The 14,783-nt window shown below is 70.1% G+C and carries 13 protein-coding genes and 1 pseudogene; 5 read left to right on the plus strand and 9 right to left on the minus strand.

The genetic code is table 11. The features are described from left to right. Nucleotides 1-34: 34 nt before the first annotated feature. A complete protein-coding gene (locus I6I07_RS18280; RefSeq protein ID WP_198483160.1) occupies nt 35-1,231 on the plus strand; it encodes a trans-sulfuration enzyme family protein in 1,197 nt (398 codons plus the stop codon). Nucleotides 1,232-1,280: 49 nt separating this feature from the next. Here I6I07_RS18280 and I6I07_RS18285 read toward each other — a convergent pair whose 3' ends face one another. Together I6I07_RS18285 and I6I07_RS18290 are read right to left on the minus strand one after the other, a co-directional pair. Then, nucleotides 1,281-2,351, minus strand: a complete 1,071-nt coding sequence (locus I6I07_RS18285; RefSeq protein ID WP_198483161.1) for a hypothetical protein — start codon at nt 2,349-2,351, stop codon at nt 1,281-1,283. Between the two features lie 52 nt (nt 2,352-2,403). Then, complete coding sequence (locus tag I6I07_RS18290) at nt 2,404-2,847, minus strand: hypothetical protein (protein WP_198483162.1); 444 nt, start codon at nt 2,845-2,847, stop codon at nt 2,404-2,406. A 194-nt stretch (nt 2,848-3,041) separates the two neighbouring features. Here I6I07_RS18290 and ppk2 point away from each other — a divergent pair, with 194 nt between their 5' ends. After that, nucleotides 3,042-4,244: a polyphosphate kinase 2 gene (ppk2, locus tag I6I07_RS18295; protein ID WP_198483163.1), complete on the plus strand. Its 1,203-nt coding sequence runs from the start codon at nt 3,042-3,044 to the stop codon at nt 4,242-4,244. A 16-nt stretch (nt 4,245-4,260) separates the two neighbouring features. Here ppk2 and I6I07_RS18300 read toward each other — a convergent pair whose 3' ends face one another. From I6I07_RS18300 to I6I07_RS18315, 4 genes are all read right to left on the minus strand, one after another. After that, nucleotides 4,261-4,641 carry an RNA-binding S4 domain-containing protein gene (locus I6I07_RS18300; RefSeq protein ID WP_198487584.1) on the minus strand — a complete coding sequence of 127 codons (381 nt, stop codon included), beginning with the start codon at nt 4,639-4,641 and terminating at the stop codon, nt 4,261-4,263. Between the two features lie 52 nt (nt 4,642-4,693). Beyond that, complete coding sequence (locus I6I07_RS18305; RefSeq protein ID WP_232625641.1) at nt 4,694-6,424, minus strand: EAL domain-containing protein; 1,731 nt, start codon at nt 6,422-6,424, stop codon at nt 4,694-4,696. Nucleotides 6,425-6,540: 116 nt separating this feature from the next. Continuing rightward, nucleotides 6,541-7,530, minus strand: a complete 990-nt coding sequence (locus I6I07_RS18310) for a tripartite tricarboxylate transporter substrate binding protein (RefSeq protein ID WP_198483164.1) — start codon at nt 7,528-7,530, stop codon at nt 6,541-6,543. Next, nucleotides 7,527-8,363 carry an amidohydrolase family protein gene (locus I6I07_RS18315; protein WP_198483165.1) on the minus strand — a complete coding sequence of 279 codons (837 nt, stop codon included), beginning with the start codon at nt 8,361-8,363 and terminating at the stop codon, nt 7,527-7,529. Before I6I07_RS18315 ends, I6I07_RS18310 begins: the two co-directional genes overlap by 4 nt. Nucleotides 8,364-8,483: 120 nt before the next feature. On the opposite strand from I6I07_RS18315, the gene I6I07_RS18320 reads away from it, so the two are divergent. Continuing rightward, on the plus strand, nt 8,484-9,371 hold the full coding sequence (locus I6I07_RS18320; protein WP_198483166.1) for a LysR family transcriptional regulator: 888 nt from the start codon (nt 8,484-8,486) through the stop codon (nt 9,369-9,371). Between the two features lie 119 nt (nt 9,372-9,490). Beyond that, nucleotides 9,491-11,323 carry an ABC transporter ATP-binding protein/permease gene (locus I6I07_RS18325; protein ID WP_198483167.1) on the plus strand — a complete coding sequence of 611 codons (1,833 nt, stop codon included), beginning with the start codon at nt 9,491-9,493 and terminating at the stop codon, nt 11,321-11,323. Nucleotides 11,324-11,368: 45 nt separating this feature from the next. On the opposite strand, the gene I6I07_RS18330 is transcribed toward I6I07_RS18325, so the two are convergent. After that, complete coding sequence (locus I6I07_RS18330; protein ID WP_006396149.1) at nt 11,369-12,172, minus strand: aspartate dehydrogenase; 804 nt, start codon at nt 12,170-12,172, stop codon at nt 11,369-11,371. 171 nt (nt 12,173-12,343) lie between these two features. On the opposite strand from I6I07_RS18330, the gene I6I07_RS18335 reads away from it, so the two are divergent. Continuing rightward, a complete protein-coding gene (locus I6I07_RS18335) occupies nt 12,344-12,871 on the plus strand; it encodes a GNAT family N-acetyltransferase (RefSeq protein WP_198483168.1) in 528 nt (175 codons plus the stop codon). Here the strand turns inward: I6I07_RS18335 and I6I07_RS18340 are convergent. Further along, nucleotides 12,823-13,746 (minus strand): annotated as a pseudogene (locus I6I07_RS18340) (BMP family ABC transporter substrate-binding protein); the annotation flags it as partial. The gene I6I07_RS18335 and the pseudogene I6I07_RS18340 sit on opposite strands and share 49 nt — an antisense overlap. After that, the gene (locus tag I6I07_RS18345; RefSeq protein WP_198483169.1) at nt 13,743-14,720 is read right to left on the minus strand and encodes a Bug family tripartite tricarboxylate transporter substrate binding protein; all 978 of its coding nucleotides are present in this window, start codon (nt 14,718-14,720) and stop codon (nt 13,743-13,745) included. The pseudogene I6I07_RS18340 and the gene I6I07_RS18345, both read right to left, overlap by 4 nt. Between the last annotated feature and the right edge of the window lie 63 nt (nt 14,721-14,783).

Raw genomic sequence — 14,783 nt, forward strand, 5'->3', positions numbered from 1 at the left:
TCCACCCGCCTGAACCGATTCCTGGAGATTTCCCATGTCCGACTCGCAACACCACGGCTTCGCCACCCGCGCCATCCACCTGGGCTACGACCCGCTGGACGAGCAGGGCGCGCTGTCGCCGCCGCTCTACCTGACGTCCACCTACACCCAGGACAGCATCGAGGCCTTCGACCGCATCCGCCTGGGCGAACAGTCGGGCTACGTCTATGGCCGCACCCGCAACCCGACCCAGGCGTTGCTGGAAGAACGGCTGGCCTCGCTCGAAGGGGCCGAGGCTGGCGTGGTCACGGCCTCCGGCATGGCGGCGATCTCGGCCACGCTGCTGTCGCTGCTGCAAAGCGGCGACGAGATCGTGGTCGACCAGATCGTCTACGGCACCGCCTTCACGCTGTTCGCGCAGGGCCTGCCGCGCCTGGGCATCAATGCCGTGTTCGCCGATTTCACGCGGCCGGAGACGGTGGCCGCCGCCATCGGCCCCAAGACCCGCGCCGTCTACTTCGAGACGCCGGCCAACCCCAACCTGCGGCTGGTCGACATCGCCGCCATCTCGGCCATCGCACGCGGCAAGGGCCTGCTGACGATCGTCGACAACACCTTCGCCACGCCGGTGCTGCAACGGCCATTGCAGCATGGCGCCGACATCGTGCTGCATTCGGCCACCAAGTACCTGGGCGGCCACGGCGACCTGTTGGCCGGCGCGGTGGTCGGCCGCAAGCAGCACATCGATGCGATCCGCCTGCAGGGCCTGCGCTACTTCACCGGCGCGACGCTGTCGCCGTTCACCGCCTTCCTGGTGCTGCGCGGCCTGAAGACGCTGGAACTGCGGGTCGAACGCCACAGCGAATCGGCGCTGAAGGTGGCGAAGTTCCTGCGCGAGCACGCCGCGGTGGCCGACGTGTTCTACCCGGGCCTGGCGGGCACCGCCGGCGCCGAGATCGCGCAACGCCAGCAGGCGGCCGGCGGCGGGCTGGTGGCGTTCGAGTTGAAGGGCGGGCTGGCGGCGGGCCGGCGGTTGCTGAACAGCCTGAAGCTGGCGCGCATCGCCGTCAGCCTGGGCGATCCGGAAACACTGATCCAGCATCCGGCCACCATGACGCACGCCAGCTACACCGCCGAAGACCGCGAGAAATACGGCCTGTCGGAAGGGCTGCTGCGCTTGTCGGTCGGGCTGGAAACCGCCGCCGACATCCTGGCCGATCTCAAGCAGGGGCTGGATCAGGCAGCGAACTGACGCGTGATCGCGCCCGGCTCGCCTTCGCGCCGGGCGCCGACGACCCGCGTCAGCGCAGCACCGAGGTCAGGCTGTCGAACTGCTGCGACTCCAGCCGCGCGCGTTCTTCGGTCAGCTGGCGCACCGCCAACTGGTGCGCGCGGAAGCGGTTCAGCAGGCTGTCGCGGTCGAACACGATCTCGTTGTGCTCCACGCGCCACGAGCGGCGGTTGTCGTCGAGCAGATTGATCATCTTCTCGAACTCGTCCAGGGTCTGGCGCTCCAGGTCCCAGTTGCGGGCCAGCGTCGCTCTCTGCTGCGGGCGCGCCCTGATCGCGCCTTCGACCATGCGGTCCTTCTGCTGATCGCTCAGGTCGAGCGAACGGATGGTGACGGGCACGTCGGCCAGCAGCCGCTGGTTCTGCTGGCTGTACTTGCGCACCACGCGTTGCGACTGTTCCAGGATCAGCCGGCTTTCCACCAGGCCACGGTCGCGCGCCAGCCGGTTGGGGATGAAGAGGTCGGACAGCCGCACCTCGTCCAGTTCCTTCATGTAGGCGCGGTACTGCGCCACGCGTTGTCCGAGGATGAGCTTGACGCCGCGCTCGATCTCGCCGTAGACGCCTCGCGCCTTGGGCGTGGCGTCGATGTCCGGCACGTCGCCGGGCGGATGGTCGGGGGCGTTGAGCGCGGCGCGCATCCATTCGCCGGTGCGGCGGATCTCGGCCAGCGCGGTGGCCTTCTGCGTCTCGCGGTAGGCCGAGAAGCCGGCCAGGGCGGCGGCCGCGACCGCCAGCAGCAGGCCGGTGGCGAAGGCCGCGCGCATGCGGTGCAGCGGCGTGCGAAAGCGCTTGAACAGCGACATGACCAGGATCACGACGGCGGCGGGCAGCAGCAGCGCGATGGCGCTGCCGACCGCGCTGCCGAAGCGGTAGCCCATCGATTCGGCCGTGGTGGGGGCGCTGGACGCGCCGTCGGGCTTGAGGATCACCACCAGCAGCCACAACCCGATGTACAGCAGCCAGGTCCACGTCCGCAAGGCGCGGCCGGGCTGCGGCCGAGAGGGCGCCGCCGGCGTCGAGTGGGGCAGCGGCGCGTCGGCGCCGTCCGGGCTCAGGGTGGGTTCTCTACGCGTTTCCACGGCGGGCGGCAGCCACGAAATATTTAGACGCGGATGTTACCGTGGGGGCTTTTCAGGCGCAATGCGGATCGCGCCGCCAGGCCACCCAGGTGCCTTCGCCCTCGAAGTGACGCAGGCCACGCTCGGCCACGGCCAGCCCGTCGCGCAAGGCCTGCAGGTCCAGCCCCGGCATGTGTTGCAGCAGGGCCGGGGGCAGGGCCGCGAGGTCGAGATGTTCCTGGCCGAACTCGACCGCCATCAGCGAGCCTTCGTCGCGGACCCGCACGTACCACAGGCCTTCCATGTAGTCGCCGAACCACGGGTCGGGAAACACCGCCTGGGTGAAGTGGAAGCCGAACTCATGGATGGCCTCCCAAGGCCAGAATTGGCGCCGGCCGCCGGCGTCTTCCGGGCCCATGGCGCGAGTCAAGCCGCTGTCGTCGAAGCGGATGGTTTCGGCGTAGGGATCGGGCGGCGCGGGCGGACCGACGAACAGCCGTTTGAGCAGGGACCACATGGCGGCAAGGGGCAGTCGAAAGAGGACAGCGGGCAGTGTAGCGGCCCGGATTGCTGCAGTAATGTTACAAGCATTGATTCACGTCAACGCCCGGCCCCGGCACGCCAGTTAGGGTAGATGTTTTTTCCTGACGGGTCGCCGGCGACTGGCCGGCCGCCGCGGCTCGGACTTCACGCGCAGCAAGGATTGCAACGATGACAGACAAGACCCCGCAAGCTTCCGTATCGCCCGGCGAGAACAAGGACGCCGCCTCCGCCCCGCGCGCCGCCAAGCGCACCGCTGCGCCGCGCAAGTCCGCCCGATCCGCCAAGGCGGCTAAATCCGCCAAACCCGTCCAGCCGCCCGCATCCGCGCTGGCGACGCCGGCCGGCTTGCCCGCCATTGACCCGGCGATCCAGGCGCGCAAGCGCGTCAATGCGCGCGAAGTCGCTGCGCGCCAGGAGACCTCGGCGGTGCTGGCCGACATCGCCCGCCGCTACCAGATCGGCGAATCGGGCGAGGCCCATGCGGCGTTGCGTTCGGTGATCGAGGAACTGTCGCCCGACGACGCGGTGGCGGTGCATCGCGCGCTGCTCGAAGCCAACGCGCAGGCGCCGGCCGTGCGCCGCAACCCCGACGAGGAACTGGCGACCGACTGGCGCGAAGGCATCTATCCGTACCGCCACCGCATGCTGCGGCGCAACTACGAAAAGCAGAAGTACGCGTTGCAGGTCGAACTGCTCAAGCTGCAGGCCTGGGTCAAGGCCACCGGACAGCGCGTGGTGATCCTGTTCGAAGGCCGCGACGCGGCGGGCAAGGGCGGCACCATCAAGCGCATGATGGAACACCTGAACCCACGCGGCGCGCGCGTGGTGGCGTTGGAAAAGCCGTCCGACACCGAGCGCGGCCAATGGTATTTCCAGCGCTACGTGCAGCACCTGCCCACCGCCGGAGAGATCGTGATGTTCGACCGCTCCTGGTACAACCGCGCCGGCGTCGAGCGCGTGATGGGATTCTGCTCGCAAGACGAATACCTGCAGTTCCTGCGCCAGGTGCCCGACTTCGAGCGCCACCTGGTCACCAGCGGCATCCACCTGGTCAAGTTCTGGTTCTCGGTCAGCCAGGAAGAGCAGCGCCGCCGTTTCCTGCAACGCAAAGTGCATCCGCTCAAGCAATGGAAGCTGAGCCCGGTGGACCTGGCCTCGCTCGACAAATGGGACGACTACACCCGCGCCAAGGAAGCGATGTTCGCGCACACCGACACGGCCGACGCGCCCTGGATCGTGGTGAAGTCCGACTGCAAGAAGCGCGCCCGCCTGAACGCCATGCGTTACGTGCTCAGCCGCCTGCCGTACGACGGCAAGAGCGGCGTGCCGGAGCTGGCGCTGGATCCGTTGATCGTGGGCCGGGCGCTGTAGCGGGCCGGGCGGGGCGTCATTTGCCCCGCATCTGGTCGATCAGGCGCCGGTCGCGCTTGGTCGGCCGGCCGGCCGCGATGTCCAGCGCCGGCTCGGGCGCCAGGCGCCGCATTTCGGCGGCGCGTTCGCGCGCCGCGGCGCTTTCCGGGGTTTCCTCGTACAGCTGGCGCGCCACCGGCGCGGGGCCGCGCACGCCGCTCACCGCCACCACGCGCACGTGCGTGGCCGGGTCTTCCTTGCGGATGCTGACGACGTCGCCGGCGCCGACCTCGCGCGCCGGCTTGGCGGGCTGGCCGTTGACCTGCACCCGGCCCTTGCCGATTTCGTCCGCCGCCAGGCTGCGCGTCTTGTAGAAGCGCGCCGCCCAGAGCCATTTGTCGAGCCGTATCCTGTCCATCGTCATTGCCATCATCAATCGGGTCATCAGTCGGACATGATAGCGGTTCGCGTCAGCGCGGCACTTCGCGCAGCAGCGCGGCGAAGGCGTTGGCGGGCAGCGCGCGGCTGAACAGGAAGCCCTGCATCGCATCGCAGCCTTCCTCGATCAGCATCTGGCGCTGCGCCTCGGTCTCGACGCCCTCGGCCAGCGTGCGCATGCCCAATGAATGCGCCAGCCGCACCACGCCGCGGATCACGGCGGTGGCGGTCGGCACCTTGCCCAGCGCCCAGACGAACGACTGGTCGATCTTGAGCGTGTCGATCGGCAGCCGCACCAGGTACGCCAGGCTCGAATAGCCCGAGCCGAAATCATCCAGCGACGCCGAGATGCCGGCCTCGCGCAGCGCCGCGAGGATGCCGGAGGCTTTCTCGACGTCGCTCATCAGCGAGTTCTCGGTGACCTCTACGTCCAGCAGCGTCGGCGGCACGCCGTGCACCTGAGCCAGGCGCACGATGGTGTTGGCCAGGTCGGGCGCCACCAGCTGGCGCGCCGACAGGTTGAACGAGATGCGCGGCACCGGCAGGCTCTCGGCCAGCCATTCGCTGATGTGCAGGCAGGTGGCGTTGGCGACCCACTCGGTCAGCGCCGACTCCATCGGCGAATCCAGGATCACGTCCAGGAACGCGGCCGGCCCCAGCAGGCCGCGGGTGGGGTGGCGCCAGCGCAGCAGCGCCTCGGCGCCGCACAGCGAGCCGTCGTGCATGCTGATCTGCGGCTGGAAGTGCAGTTCGAACTGGTTGTTGGCCAGCGCGCCCTGGATGTCGCCGCGCAGCGACAGGCGCGCGCCCAGCCCCTGCATCAGTTCGCGGTGATAGACCCGCACCTGGAAGCGGCCGGCCGACTTGGCTGCGTACATCGCCGCGTCGGCGTAGTTCAGCAGCATCTCGGCCGATTCGCCGGGCGAGTTCATCAGCGCGATGCCGATGCTGGCGCCCAGCGAGACCGAACGGCCGTGAATGTCGCTGGGGGTCGACAGGGCGTTCAGGATCGAATTGGCCAGGGCCTCGGCCGCGCGTTCGTTGGTGCCGCGCAGCACCAGCAGGAATTCGTCGCCGCCGACCCGGGCGCAGAAGATCTCCGGCGTGAGGAACTTGCGCAGCCGCTCGGCCACGTCGCACAGCAGCAGGTCGCCCTCGGCGTGGCCGAAGGCGTCGTTGACTTCCTTGAAGCGGTCCAGGTCCAGGAACAGCACCGCCAGGGTGGGGCCCTGCGCGGCCAGCGCGGGCTCGGCCTCGGCGATGGCCGCAGACAGCGTGTCCATGCACTGGCGCCGGTTCGGCAGGCCGGTCAGGTAATCGTGGGTGGCCTGGTACTTGAGCTGGGCGGTCGCTTCGCGTTCGCGCGAGACATCGCGGAACAGGACGGCCAGGCCGCGCTCGTGCGGAAAGGCGCGCGCCTCGAACCAGCTGGCCAGCGGCGCGTAGTAGCCGGTGTGATGCGTGGGCTGGCCGGTCTGCATGGCGCCGCGACAGGCGTCGTAGTAGCCGGTGCCGACCAGGTCCGGACAGCTGTCCCACAGGCCGTGTCCCACCAGGTCCAGCCTGCTGCGTCGCAGCAGGCGTTCGGCGGCCGGGTTCAGGTAGCGCACGCGCCAGTCGCGATCGAGCGACAGGAAGCCGTCGGCCAAGCCGTCGAGCGTGGCGCCGTCGGCGCCGGCCGCGATGCCGGCGTCGGCGGGTGGGGGGAAGGAGGAGGGCTCGTTGCTGTCGTGGTTCATCTCGCTGCGGATTTCCCTGAGCACGCTTGAAGTGCTGTTGTATCGCATCGGGGAGCCGCCGTAAAACCAAAAAAAGGGGCGCCCCGAAGGGCGCCCAAGACCGGCATTCCGGTTGACGGGCGGCATGCGCCCGGCAGTACTCAATCCAGTTTCAGGTCGGCTTCCTTGACCACGCGCTGCCACTTGGCGATTTCGGCGCGGCGGAACGTGTCCAGTTCGGCGGGCGTGGAGCCGATGGGCTCGGCGCCGATGCCTGCGAGCTGTTCGGCGATCTGCGGGTCCTTCAGCACCTTGGCCAGCGCCTGCGACACCTGGCTGACGATCTCCGGCGGCGTGCCGGCCGGCGCGAACACCGCGTTCCACTCATAGGTTTCGTAGCCGGGCACGCCGGATTCGGCGATGGTGGGCAGGTCCGGCGCCGCCTTGGAGCGTTCCGAGCCGCCCACGGCCACCGCGCGCAGCTTGCCGTTCTTCACGTGCTGCCAGGCCGAGCCCATGCTGGCGAACATCACCGGCACCTGGCCGGACATGACGTCGATCATGGCCGGGCCGCCGCCCTTGTAGGCGACGTGCTGCAGCTGGGTCTTGGCCAACAGGTTGAACAGTTCGCCGGCCAGGTGCTGGGCCGAGCCGGGACCGGCCGAGGCGAAGTAGACGTGTTCCTTGCTGTCCGGCTGGCCCAGGCGGATCAGGTCGGCCACGGTCTTGACCTGGTACGACGGGGTCACCACCAGCACGTTGGGCACGCGCAACAGCAGCGACACCGGCGCGAACGCGGTCAGGGTGTCGAACTGCATCTTGGAATGCAGCGCGGGGTTCTGCGCGTGGTTGGACGCGTCCAGCATCAGCGTGTAGCCGTCGGGCTGGGCCTTGGCGACCACGGCGCCGCCGATCATGCCGCCGGCGCCGCCGCGGTTCTCGATGACCACCGGCTGGCCCAGTTCAGCCGCCAGCTTGGGGCCGATCAGGCGGGCCACCACGTCGACCGTGCCGCCGGGCGGGTAGGTCACCACCAGCGTGATGGCGCGCTCGGGGTAGGCGGCGGCAGCAGTGCCGGCGGCGCCAGCCAGCAGACCGGCGGCAGCCAGCAGGCTGGCGCGGCGCGCGAGGCGTTGGAACAGAGGGGTCATCGGAATTCTCCTTGGAATTGGAACAGCCGCAACGGTGTCTCGGCGAGTACGGCGCGCCGTTGCGTGGGGTCGTCGATCCAGTCGTCCAGCCACTGCGTTGCCGCGGGGTAGGACGCCAGGTGGCGATGCTCGGTGTGGGGCCAGTCGCTGCCCCACATGAGGCGGGCGGGCGTGTAGGCGTCCAGCAGTTGCCGCGCGGCCTCGCGGCCGGCGCCGGTACAGGCCGGCGCGGTCCAGTTGCGGTAGGGCGCGGATAGCTTGACCCAGACCTGGCCGCTGGTGGCCTGCCGCAGCAGGTAGCCGAAGCCCGGGTCGGCCACGCCAAGCGCCGGGTCGGGACGACCGAAGTGGTCCACCACCACGCGGCAGCCGGCCTGCAACAGCGCCGGCATGATATCGGCCAGGCGCGCGGCCTGCACGTGGATCTCGACGTGCCAGCCCAGCGCGTTGACGCGCGCCAGCAACTGTTGCCAGGATGGCGTCCGCAGGTCGGGCAGGGCCAGGCCGATCAGGTTGAGCCGAATGCCGACCACGCCGGCCGCGGCCAGGGCCTGCAGCGCGGCGTCGTCGATCGCCGGGTCCACCACCGCCACGCCGCGCAGCCGCACCGGCGCGGCGCGCAGCGCCTGTACCAGGTGGCTGTTGTCGGTGCCCAGGAAGCTGGGTTGCACCAGCACGCCGTGCGACAGCCCGTGCGCGTCCAGCAGACCCAGGTATTGGGTCAGCGGGGCGTCGTAGTCCGGGGTGTGGCGGCGCGTGTCCGCCAACGCCAGGCCCTGCAGGAATACGTGGGCGTGGCTGTCGACGGCGAGGCCGGTGACGGAGGGGGGCAAGGCAGTCTCCTGGGCGGGGTCCGTGCCCCGCGCGTTCTGTAAGGTTCTGTAAGCGGGATTCTATGTAGACAAGGTATAGTTTTCCATTCTGGAAAATTGCTTTATTTATATTGGATCGATATGGAAACCCGGCACTTGCGCTACTTTCTGGCGGTGGTGGACCACGGCAGCGTCAGCCGCGCCTCGGAATGGCTCGGCATCGCCCAGCCGGCGTTGAGCCAGGCCCTGGGCCGCATGGAAAAGGACCTGGGCGTGCGCCTGTTCGAGCGCTCGCGCCAGGGCTCCACGCCGACCCCCGCGGCCGAGGCCATCCTGGAGGACGTGCGCGCCAGCGTCGCGCGCATCGACGCCGCCGCGCGCCGCGCCCGCGAGATCGGCCGCGGCAGCGCCGGCCAGTTGACGGTGGGGCTGGTGTCGTCGGCGCTGTTCGACATGCTGCCGCGGGCCTTGCGCGAGATGCGGCGGCAGGCGCCCGGCGTGCGCGTGATCCTGCGCGAGATGAGCAACGCCGAGCAGGCCGAGGCCCTGCAGACCGGCGAGATCGACATCGGCCTGATGCACACGCCGGTGGCCGTGGGCGGCCGCATGCGCGAGCGCCAGCTGCTGCGCGACCGGCTGGTGGCGGCGGTGCCGGACGAGTTCGACGTCGACCCCGACGGCCAGGTCTCGATGGCGCAGATCGCGCAGGCCGGCCTGGTGATGTATCCGCAATCGCAGCTGCCGGCGTTCTACGCCGACATCCTCGATGCCATGCGCAAGGGCGGCCACGACGCCCACGTGGCGCAGGAAGCCAACCGCACCCTGACCGTGCTGGCGTGCGTGGCCGGCGGCTGCGGCGTCGCGCTGCTGCCCAGCTGGATCCGCTCGATGGATTTCCGCGGCGTGCGCTTTTGCGAAGTGCGCGACGGCGAGCGCCTGCCCAGCTTCGACCTGAGCGCGATCTGGCCGGCCCGGTCGGTGCCGACGCTGGCGGACTTGTTCGCCAACCTGGACCTGGGCGGGCACTGACCTTTCACTGCGCATTCAATCGCGCCGACGAACACTTAAGCCACGCTTAAGACGGCGTTTTCCCCGGAACCGCGACGCCTCCACCGCTCTAAACAGAAACGACGTGAGAGGGGCTGTTCATGGATCTGAACTGGCAGCAGCAGCTGTGGGAAAGCGCGCTCTGGCTGACGCGGGCGTTCGGCATCAGCGCCGTGGCGCTGGCGCTGGCGGCGATGGCGTTGGCACGCTGGACCGACTGGGGGCGCAAATTCTGGCGCCTGGCCTGGCCGTACCTGACGCCGCGGCGCAGTTGGCGGCCGCTGCTGACGCTGGCCGCGCTGTTGTTCCTGGCGATGTTCGCGGTCCGCATGACCGTGCTGTTTTCGTTCTGGTACAACGGCTTCTACAGCGCGCTGCAGGCGCTCGACCCGAACGCGTTCTGGCGCTTCCTGGGCATCTTCTCGGTGCTCGCCACCGTGCACGTGATCCGCAGCCTGATCGACAGCTACGCCGGCCAGGCCTTCGACATCCACTGGCGGGTCTGGCTCAACGACCGCCTGACGCGCGACTGGCTCGGCGCGCGCGCCTACTACCGCGGCCACTTCGTCGGCGAGCCGGTGGACAACCCCGACCAGCGCATCGAGCAGGACATCGCCCTGTTCGTGAGCGGCTCGCGCTCGCTGGCGATCGGCGCGCTCAGCGCGGTGGTGTCGCTGGTGGCGTTCACTTCGATCCTGTGGAACCTGTCGGGCGCGCTGGAGGTGGCCGGCGTCGAGATTCCGCGCGCCATGGTGTTCATGGTGTACCTGTACGTGATGGTGGCCACGCTGTTCGCGTTCCGCATCGGCCGGCCGCTGATTCTGCTGAACTTCCTGTCCGAACGGCTCACCGCCAATTTCCGCTATGCCTTGCTGCGGCTGCGCGAAAATGCCGAGAACGTGGCCTTCTACCAGGGCGAGGAGGTCGAGCGGGTGACGCTGTGGGCGCGCTTCTCGGCCTACATCGCCAACCTGTGGGCGCGGGTCTACCGGGGCCTGAAATTCGACGGCTTCAACCTGGTGGTGAGCCAGATCGCGGTGGTGTTCCCGTTCCTGTTGCAGGCGCAGCGCTTCTTCAGCGGCGCGATCAAACTGGGCGACGTCATGCAGACCTCGCAGGCGTTCGGCCAGGTGCAGGATTCGCTGTCGTTCTTTCGCACCTCGTACGATTCATTCGCCCAGTACCGCGCCACGCTCAACCGCCTGGCCGGCTTCCTCGACGCCAACGCGGCGGCGCGCGAGTTGCCGGCGATCGAGGCGCAGCCGCTGTCCGACGCGCTGGAGATATCGGGCCTGGACGTGTCGCGTCCCGATGGCCACGCGTTGCTGCGGCAGCTGGATCTGTCGCTGCGTCCGGGGCAGGCGCTGCTGATCAAGGGCCCGTCCGGCAGCGGCAAGACCACCTTGTTACGCGCGCTTGCGGGCTTGTGGCCCTACGCCCGGGGCGTGGTGCGGCGTCCGCAGGGCACGGCGGCGCTGTTCCTGTCGCAACGCCCTTATCTGCCGCTGGGCAAGCTGCGCGATGCCGTGGCCTATCCGGGGCAGGCGCACGCCGGCGACGATGCGCGCCTGGCGACGGCCTTGCGGCTGGTGAACCTGGGGCACCTGGCAGGGCGGCTGGATCACGAGGCCGACTGGTCGCGCATCCTCTCGATCGGCGAGCAGCAGCGGGTGGCGTTCGCCCGCGTGCTGTTCAACCGGCCGGCCATCGTGTTCCTGGACGAGGCCACGTCGGCCACCGATGAAGGGCTGGAGCACATGCTGTACGGCTTGCTGCGCGAGCATCTGCCGAGCGCCATGCTGGTCAGCGTTGGCCACCGCAGCACGCTGGATGCGTTCCATACCCATCGGCTGGACCTGGATGGAATGGGCGGCTGGACGATGGGGCCGCTGGCCGCGGCGCCCGGTCCGGTGTGGGCGTGGGCGGCGGCCTAGTGGGCTGACACGGGCACGGGCGGCACCCGCCGTGCCCGGCGCCTGTCAGGTGCCGACCCGCAGCGGGCCGGTCAGCTTGCGCAGCGCTGCGATCACGCTTTGCGCGGTGATGCGGCCGGTCTTGGGATTGGCCGACGGGATGTTCTGGATCTCCATCGAGAACGAGGCGGAATCGGACACCACCTCGACGCGGTGCACGTTGCGCTCCAGCGACGGGTCGGCCCAGATCTCCAGCGTGGTGCGGTCCGGGCCGATGCCGGCCAGCGACACGCTCACCGCCACGTTCAGGTTGGCCGGGAAGCCCACCGCCGCCTCGCGCGGCGAGCCGCGGAAGATCAGGCGCGGCTCGGTGATGCCGTCGATGTCGATGTTGTTGTCGGTCAGGTAGGGCGCGCCCAGCAGGCCGCGCACCGGCTTGCGCGTGATCATCGTGACCGAATGGATCTCGCCCTCGGCGGCGGCGGTGATCGCGTCCAGGCCCAGGATGGCGCCGGACGGCACCAGGATCTGGCCCTGGTGGCGGCGCGCCAGCTCGATCAGGTCGTCGTGGCGCAGCAGCGCGCCGGAGCTCAGCACCACCAGCTTCTTGCCGGCCTTCAGCACCGGCTCGGCCAGTTCGCGGAACACGGCGGCGGGGGCGCACTCGACCACCACGTCGCAATGCTCGGCGAGCTCGCCGATGGTGGTGAACACCGGCTTGGCGTTCTGCCAGGCCACCGCGGGCGCGGCCTTGGGGTCGCGCACGGCCACGGCGGCCAGCGTCAGGCCGGGCAGGCCGGCATCCAGGGATTGCGCCACGGCCTGGCCGATGGCGCCGAAGCCGGCGATGCCGACGCGGTAGCTGTTCATGGAAGATTCCGGAGTTGGGGCGCGAGGCGCCGCCAGGTTCGCAGGCCGGCCGGCGGCAGCGTGGCCGGCCAGGGTCGGCGGTCACTGTAGCGAGGGGCCGGGCGGGCGTCAATCATGGCGGGGCTTACACTCGCGGTCTGCGCCATGCATTCATCGCCAAGGAGAAGGGCCATGCGAATTTCCGCCGAAACCCCCGACGATATCGACGCCATCTTCGCGTTGACCCAGCAAGCCTTCCAGGACCATCCCCACAGCCAGCAGACCGAGGGCTACATCATCGACGCGCTGCGCGCGGGCGGCGCGCTGACGCTGTCGCTGGTGGCGCGCGAGGACGGGCGCGTCGTGGGCCATATCGCGTTCTCGCCGGTGAGCGTCAGCGATGGCGCGGCCGACTGGTACGCGTTGGGGCCGGTGGCGGTGCTGCCGGCGGAGCAGGGCCGTGGCATCGGCACGGCCCTGATCGAGGCTGGACTGGCCGCGCTCAAGGCGCAAGGCGCCGCCGGTTGCGTGCTGGTGGGAGAACCGGCGTACTACACGCGCTTCGGCTTCGCGCGGATGCCGGCGCTGACCTATCCCGGCGTGCCGCCGCAGTACTTCATGGCGCAGGTTTTCACGCGGCCGGCGGCCGGCGAGGTGACGCACCACGCGGGTTTCTCCGCCACCGGTCCGGCGCGCGGCTCGAACTCGCGCCCGCTGTAGTCCCGCGCCACCTCGATCTCGCCGCGCGCCAGCCGCGCCGACCATTCATCCAGCACGCGGCGTTCTTCGGCGCCGACGTCCGCGCCCAGCACCAGCCTCAGCGCATCACCCGCTTCCAGGCCGAAATGCGTGACGCCGCCGACCCGCAGCGCGCCGGCGGCGTGATCGGCCGCGGCGCGTTCCACGCACAGCCCCGAATCGGCCAGCGCCGACGCCAGGTACACGGCCGGATCGCGCGCCACCCAGTCCAGCACATTGCCGATCTGCCACAGGCCATGGCGGCGGCAGGCGCGGCTGATGCCGTCGCGGCCGCCGTCCATCATCGCGAACACCACGCGGGCGCCGCCGGCGGCCAGCGCATCGGTCCAGGCCTCGGCCAGGGCCGGGTCGTGCTGGTTGCCGCAAAAGCCGGTCAGGGGATCGCGCCCGCGCACGCGGCGCACGCCATCGGCATACGCTGCGCGGCCCTTCAGCCCGGGCCGCACGCGCTCGCCCGACAGATGCGCGGCGCCGTCGCGCAGGCCCGCCAGCACGCCGGCCAGGAAAGCGCTGTGCTCCTGCAGGATTTCATAGGATGCGACGTTGGCGGCGTGATGGCTGCCCTGGGTGATGGCGAACTGCGTGCGCCCAAAGCGCGGCGCCACCCGCGCCACCGGCACGTCGCCCTGGCCGCCATGCACGATGACCAGGTCCGGGTCGGCGGCGCACAAGTGCGCGAGGCGCTCGGCGCGCGCGTCGGGGTCGCGGGCCGTGATCCATTCCACCTGCAACGGCTGGCCCGCGCGCGCGGCACGCGTCGCGCCGGCCACCGCGGCCTCGTTGAAGCCGCCGCGGCCGGGTTGGCCGAACAGCACCAGCAACCGGCGCGCGCTCACAGGCTGGCTCCAGTGGCGCGCACCACCGGCCCCCAGGCCTCGGCCTGGCGCCGCACGAAATCGGTGAATTCGCTGGACGACTTCTGCGCCAGCACGAAGCCCTGGCCTTCCAGCTTGGCGCGGAGCTCCGGCGTTTGCAGTACCTGCGCCAGCGCCGCGTGCAGGCGTTCGCTGACGCCGTCGGGCAGGCCCGCCGGACCGGAGAGGCCGACGAAATTCTCGGCCACCAGGCCGGGGTAGCCCAGTTCGCCCACCGCGGGAATCTCGGGCGCCTGCGGCACCCGCTGCGCCGTGGTCACGGCCAGCAGGCGCAATTGGCCGCTGCGCAGGAACGGCAGGTTCTGCGGCAGGGCATCGACCGCCACGCGGATCTGTCCGCCCAGCAGGTCGTTGCGCATCGCGCCCGAACCCTTGTAGGGAATGTGTTCGAGCCGCGCCCCGGTCTGGCGCGCATACAGTTCGCCGACGATCTGGCCGACCGAGGCCAGGCCGCCGCTGCCATACTGCACCGGCGCGGGCTGCGCCTTGATCCACTCGGTCAATTGCGCGAAGGTTTCGACCGGCACCGACGGATGCACCACGAAGGCGGTGGGCACCGCGCCCAGGTACGCCACGTGGCGGAAACTGGCCAACGGGTCGTAGTTATGCTGCGGCATCAGCGCGGGCGAGATCGACAGCGGCGCCGAGTTCGACATCAGCAGGGTGTAGCCGTCGGCCGCGGCCTGCGCCACCTGCGTGGCGCCGATGGTTGAGCCGGCGCCGGGGCGGTTGTCGATGACGATCGACTGGCCCAGCAGGTCGCCCAGCGCCGGCGCGATGACGCGCGCGGCGATGTCGCTGGCGCCGCCGGGCGGAAAGGTCACCACCAGGCGGATGGGCCGTTCGGGCCAGGCGGCGGCGCGCGCCCGGCGCGGACGCGCAAGCGGCAGGGCCAGCGTGCTGGCAAGCAGGAATCGGCGGCGGGTGATCGGCATGGCGAGTCGGCGCTTTGGCGGCAAAGGGCCGTACTGTAGGAAACCATGCCGTCCGCCACAAAG

Source organism: Achromobacter deleyi (genome assembly GCF_016127315.1).
GTDB lineage: Bacteria > Pseudomonadota > Gammaproteobacteria > Burkholderiales > Burkholderiaceae_B > Achromobacter > Achromobacter insuavis_A.

Excerpts from the sequence above, each read along its gene's own strand:
- I6I07_RS18280 (WP_198483160.1), top strand. The coding sequence starts at position 35 with ATGTCCGACTCGCAACACCACGGCTTCGCCACCCGCGCCATCCACCTG.
- I6I07_RS18290 (WP_198483162.1), bottom strand. The coding sequence starts at position 2,847 with ATGTGGTCCCTGCTCAAACGGCTGTTCGTCGGTCCGCCCGCGCCGCCC.
- ppk2 (WP_198483163.1), top strand. The coding sequence starts at position 3,042 with ATGACAGACAAGACCCCGCAAGCTTCCGTATCGCCCGGCGAGAACAAG.
- I6I07_RS18300 (WP_198487584.1), bottom strand. The coding sequence starts at position 4,641 with ATGGACAGGATACGGCTCGACAAATGGCTCTGGGCGGCGCGCTTCTAC.
- I6I07_RS18310 (WP_198483164.1), bottom strand. The coding sequence starts at position 7,530 with ATGACCCCTCTGTTCCAACGCCTCGCGCGCCGCGCCAGCCTGCTGGCT.
- I6I07_RS18320 (WP_198483166.1), top strand. The coding sequence starts at position 8,484 with ATGGAAACCCGGCACTTGCGCTACTTTCTGGCGGTGGTGGACCACGGC.
- I6I07_RS18325 (WP_198483167.1), top strand. The coding sequence starts at position 9,491 with ATGGATCTGAACTGGCAGCAGCAGCTGTGGGAAAGCGCGCTCTGGCTG.
- I6I07_RS18330 (WP_006396149.1), bottom strand. The coding sequence starts at position 12,172 with ATGAACAGCTACCGCGTCGGCATCGCCGGCTTCGGCGCCATCGGCCAG.
- I6I07_RS18335 (WP_198483168.1), top strand. The coding sequence starts at position 12,344 with ATGCGAATTTCCGCCGAAACCCCCGACGATATCGACGCCATCTTCGCG.
- I6I07_RS18345 (WP_198483169.1), bottom strand. The coding sequence starts at position 14,720 with ATGCCGATCACCCGCCGCCGATTCCTGCTTGCCAGCACGCTGGCCCTG.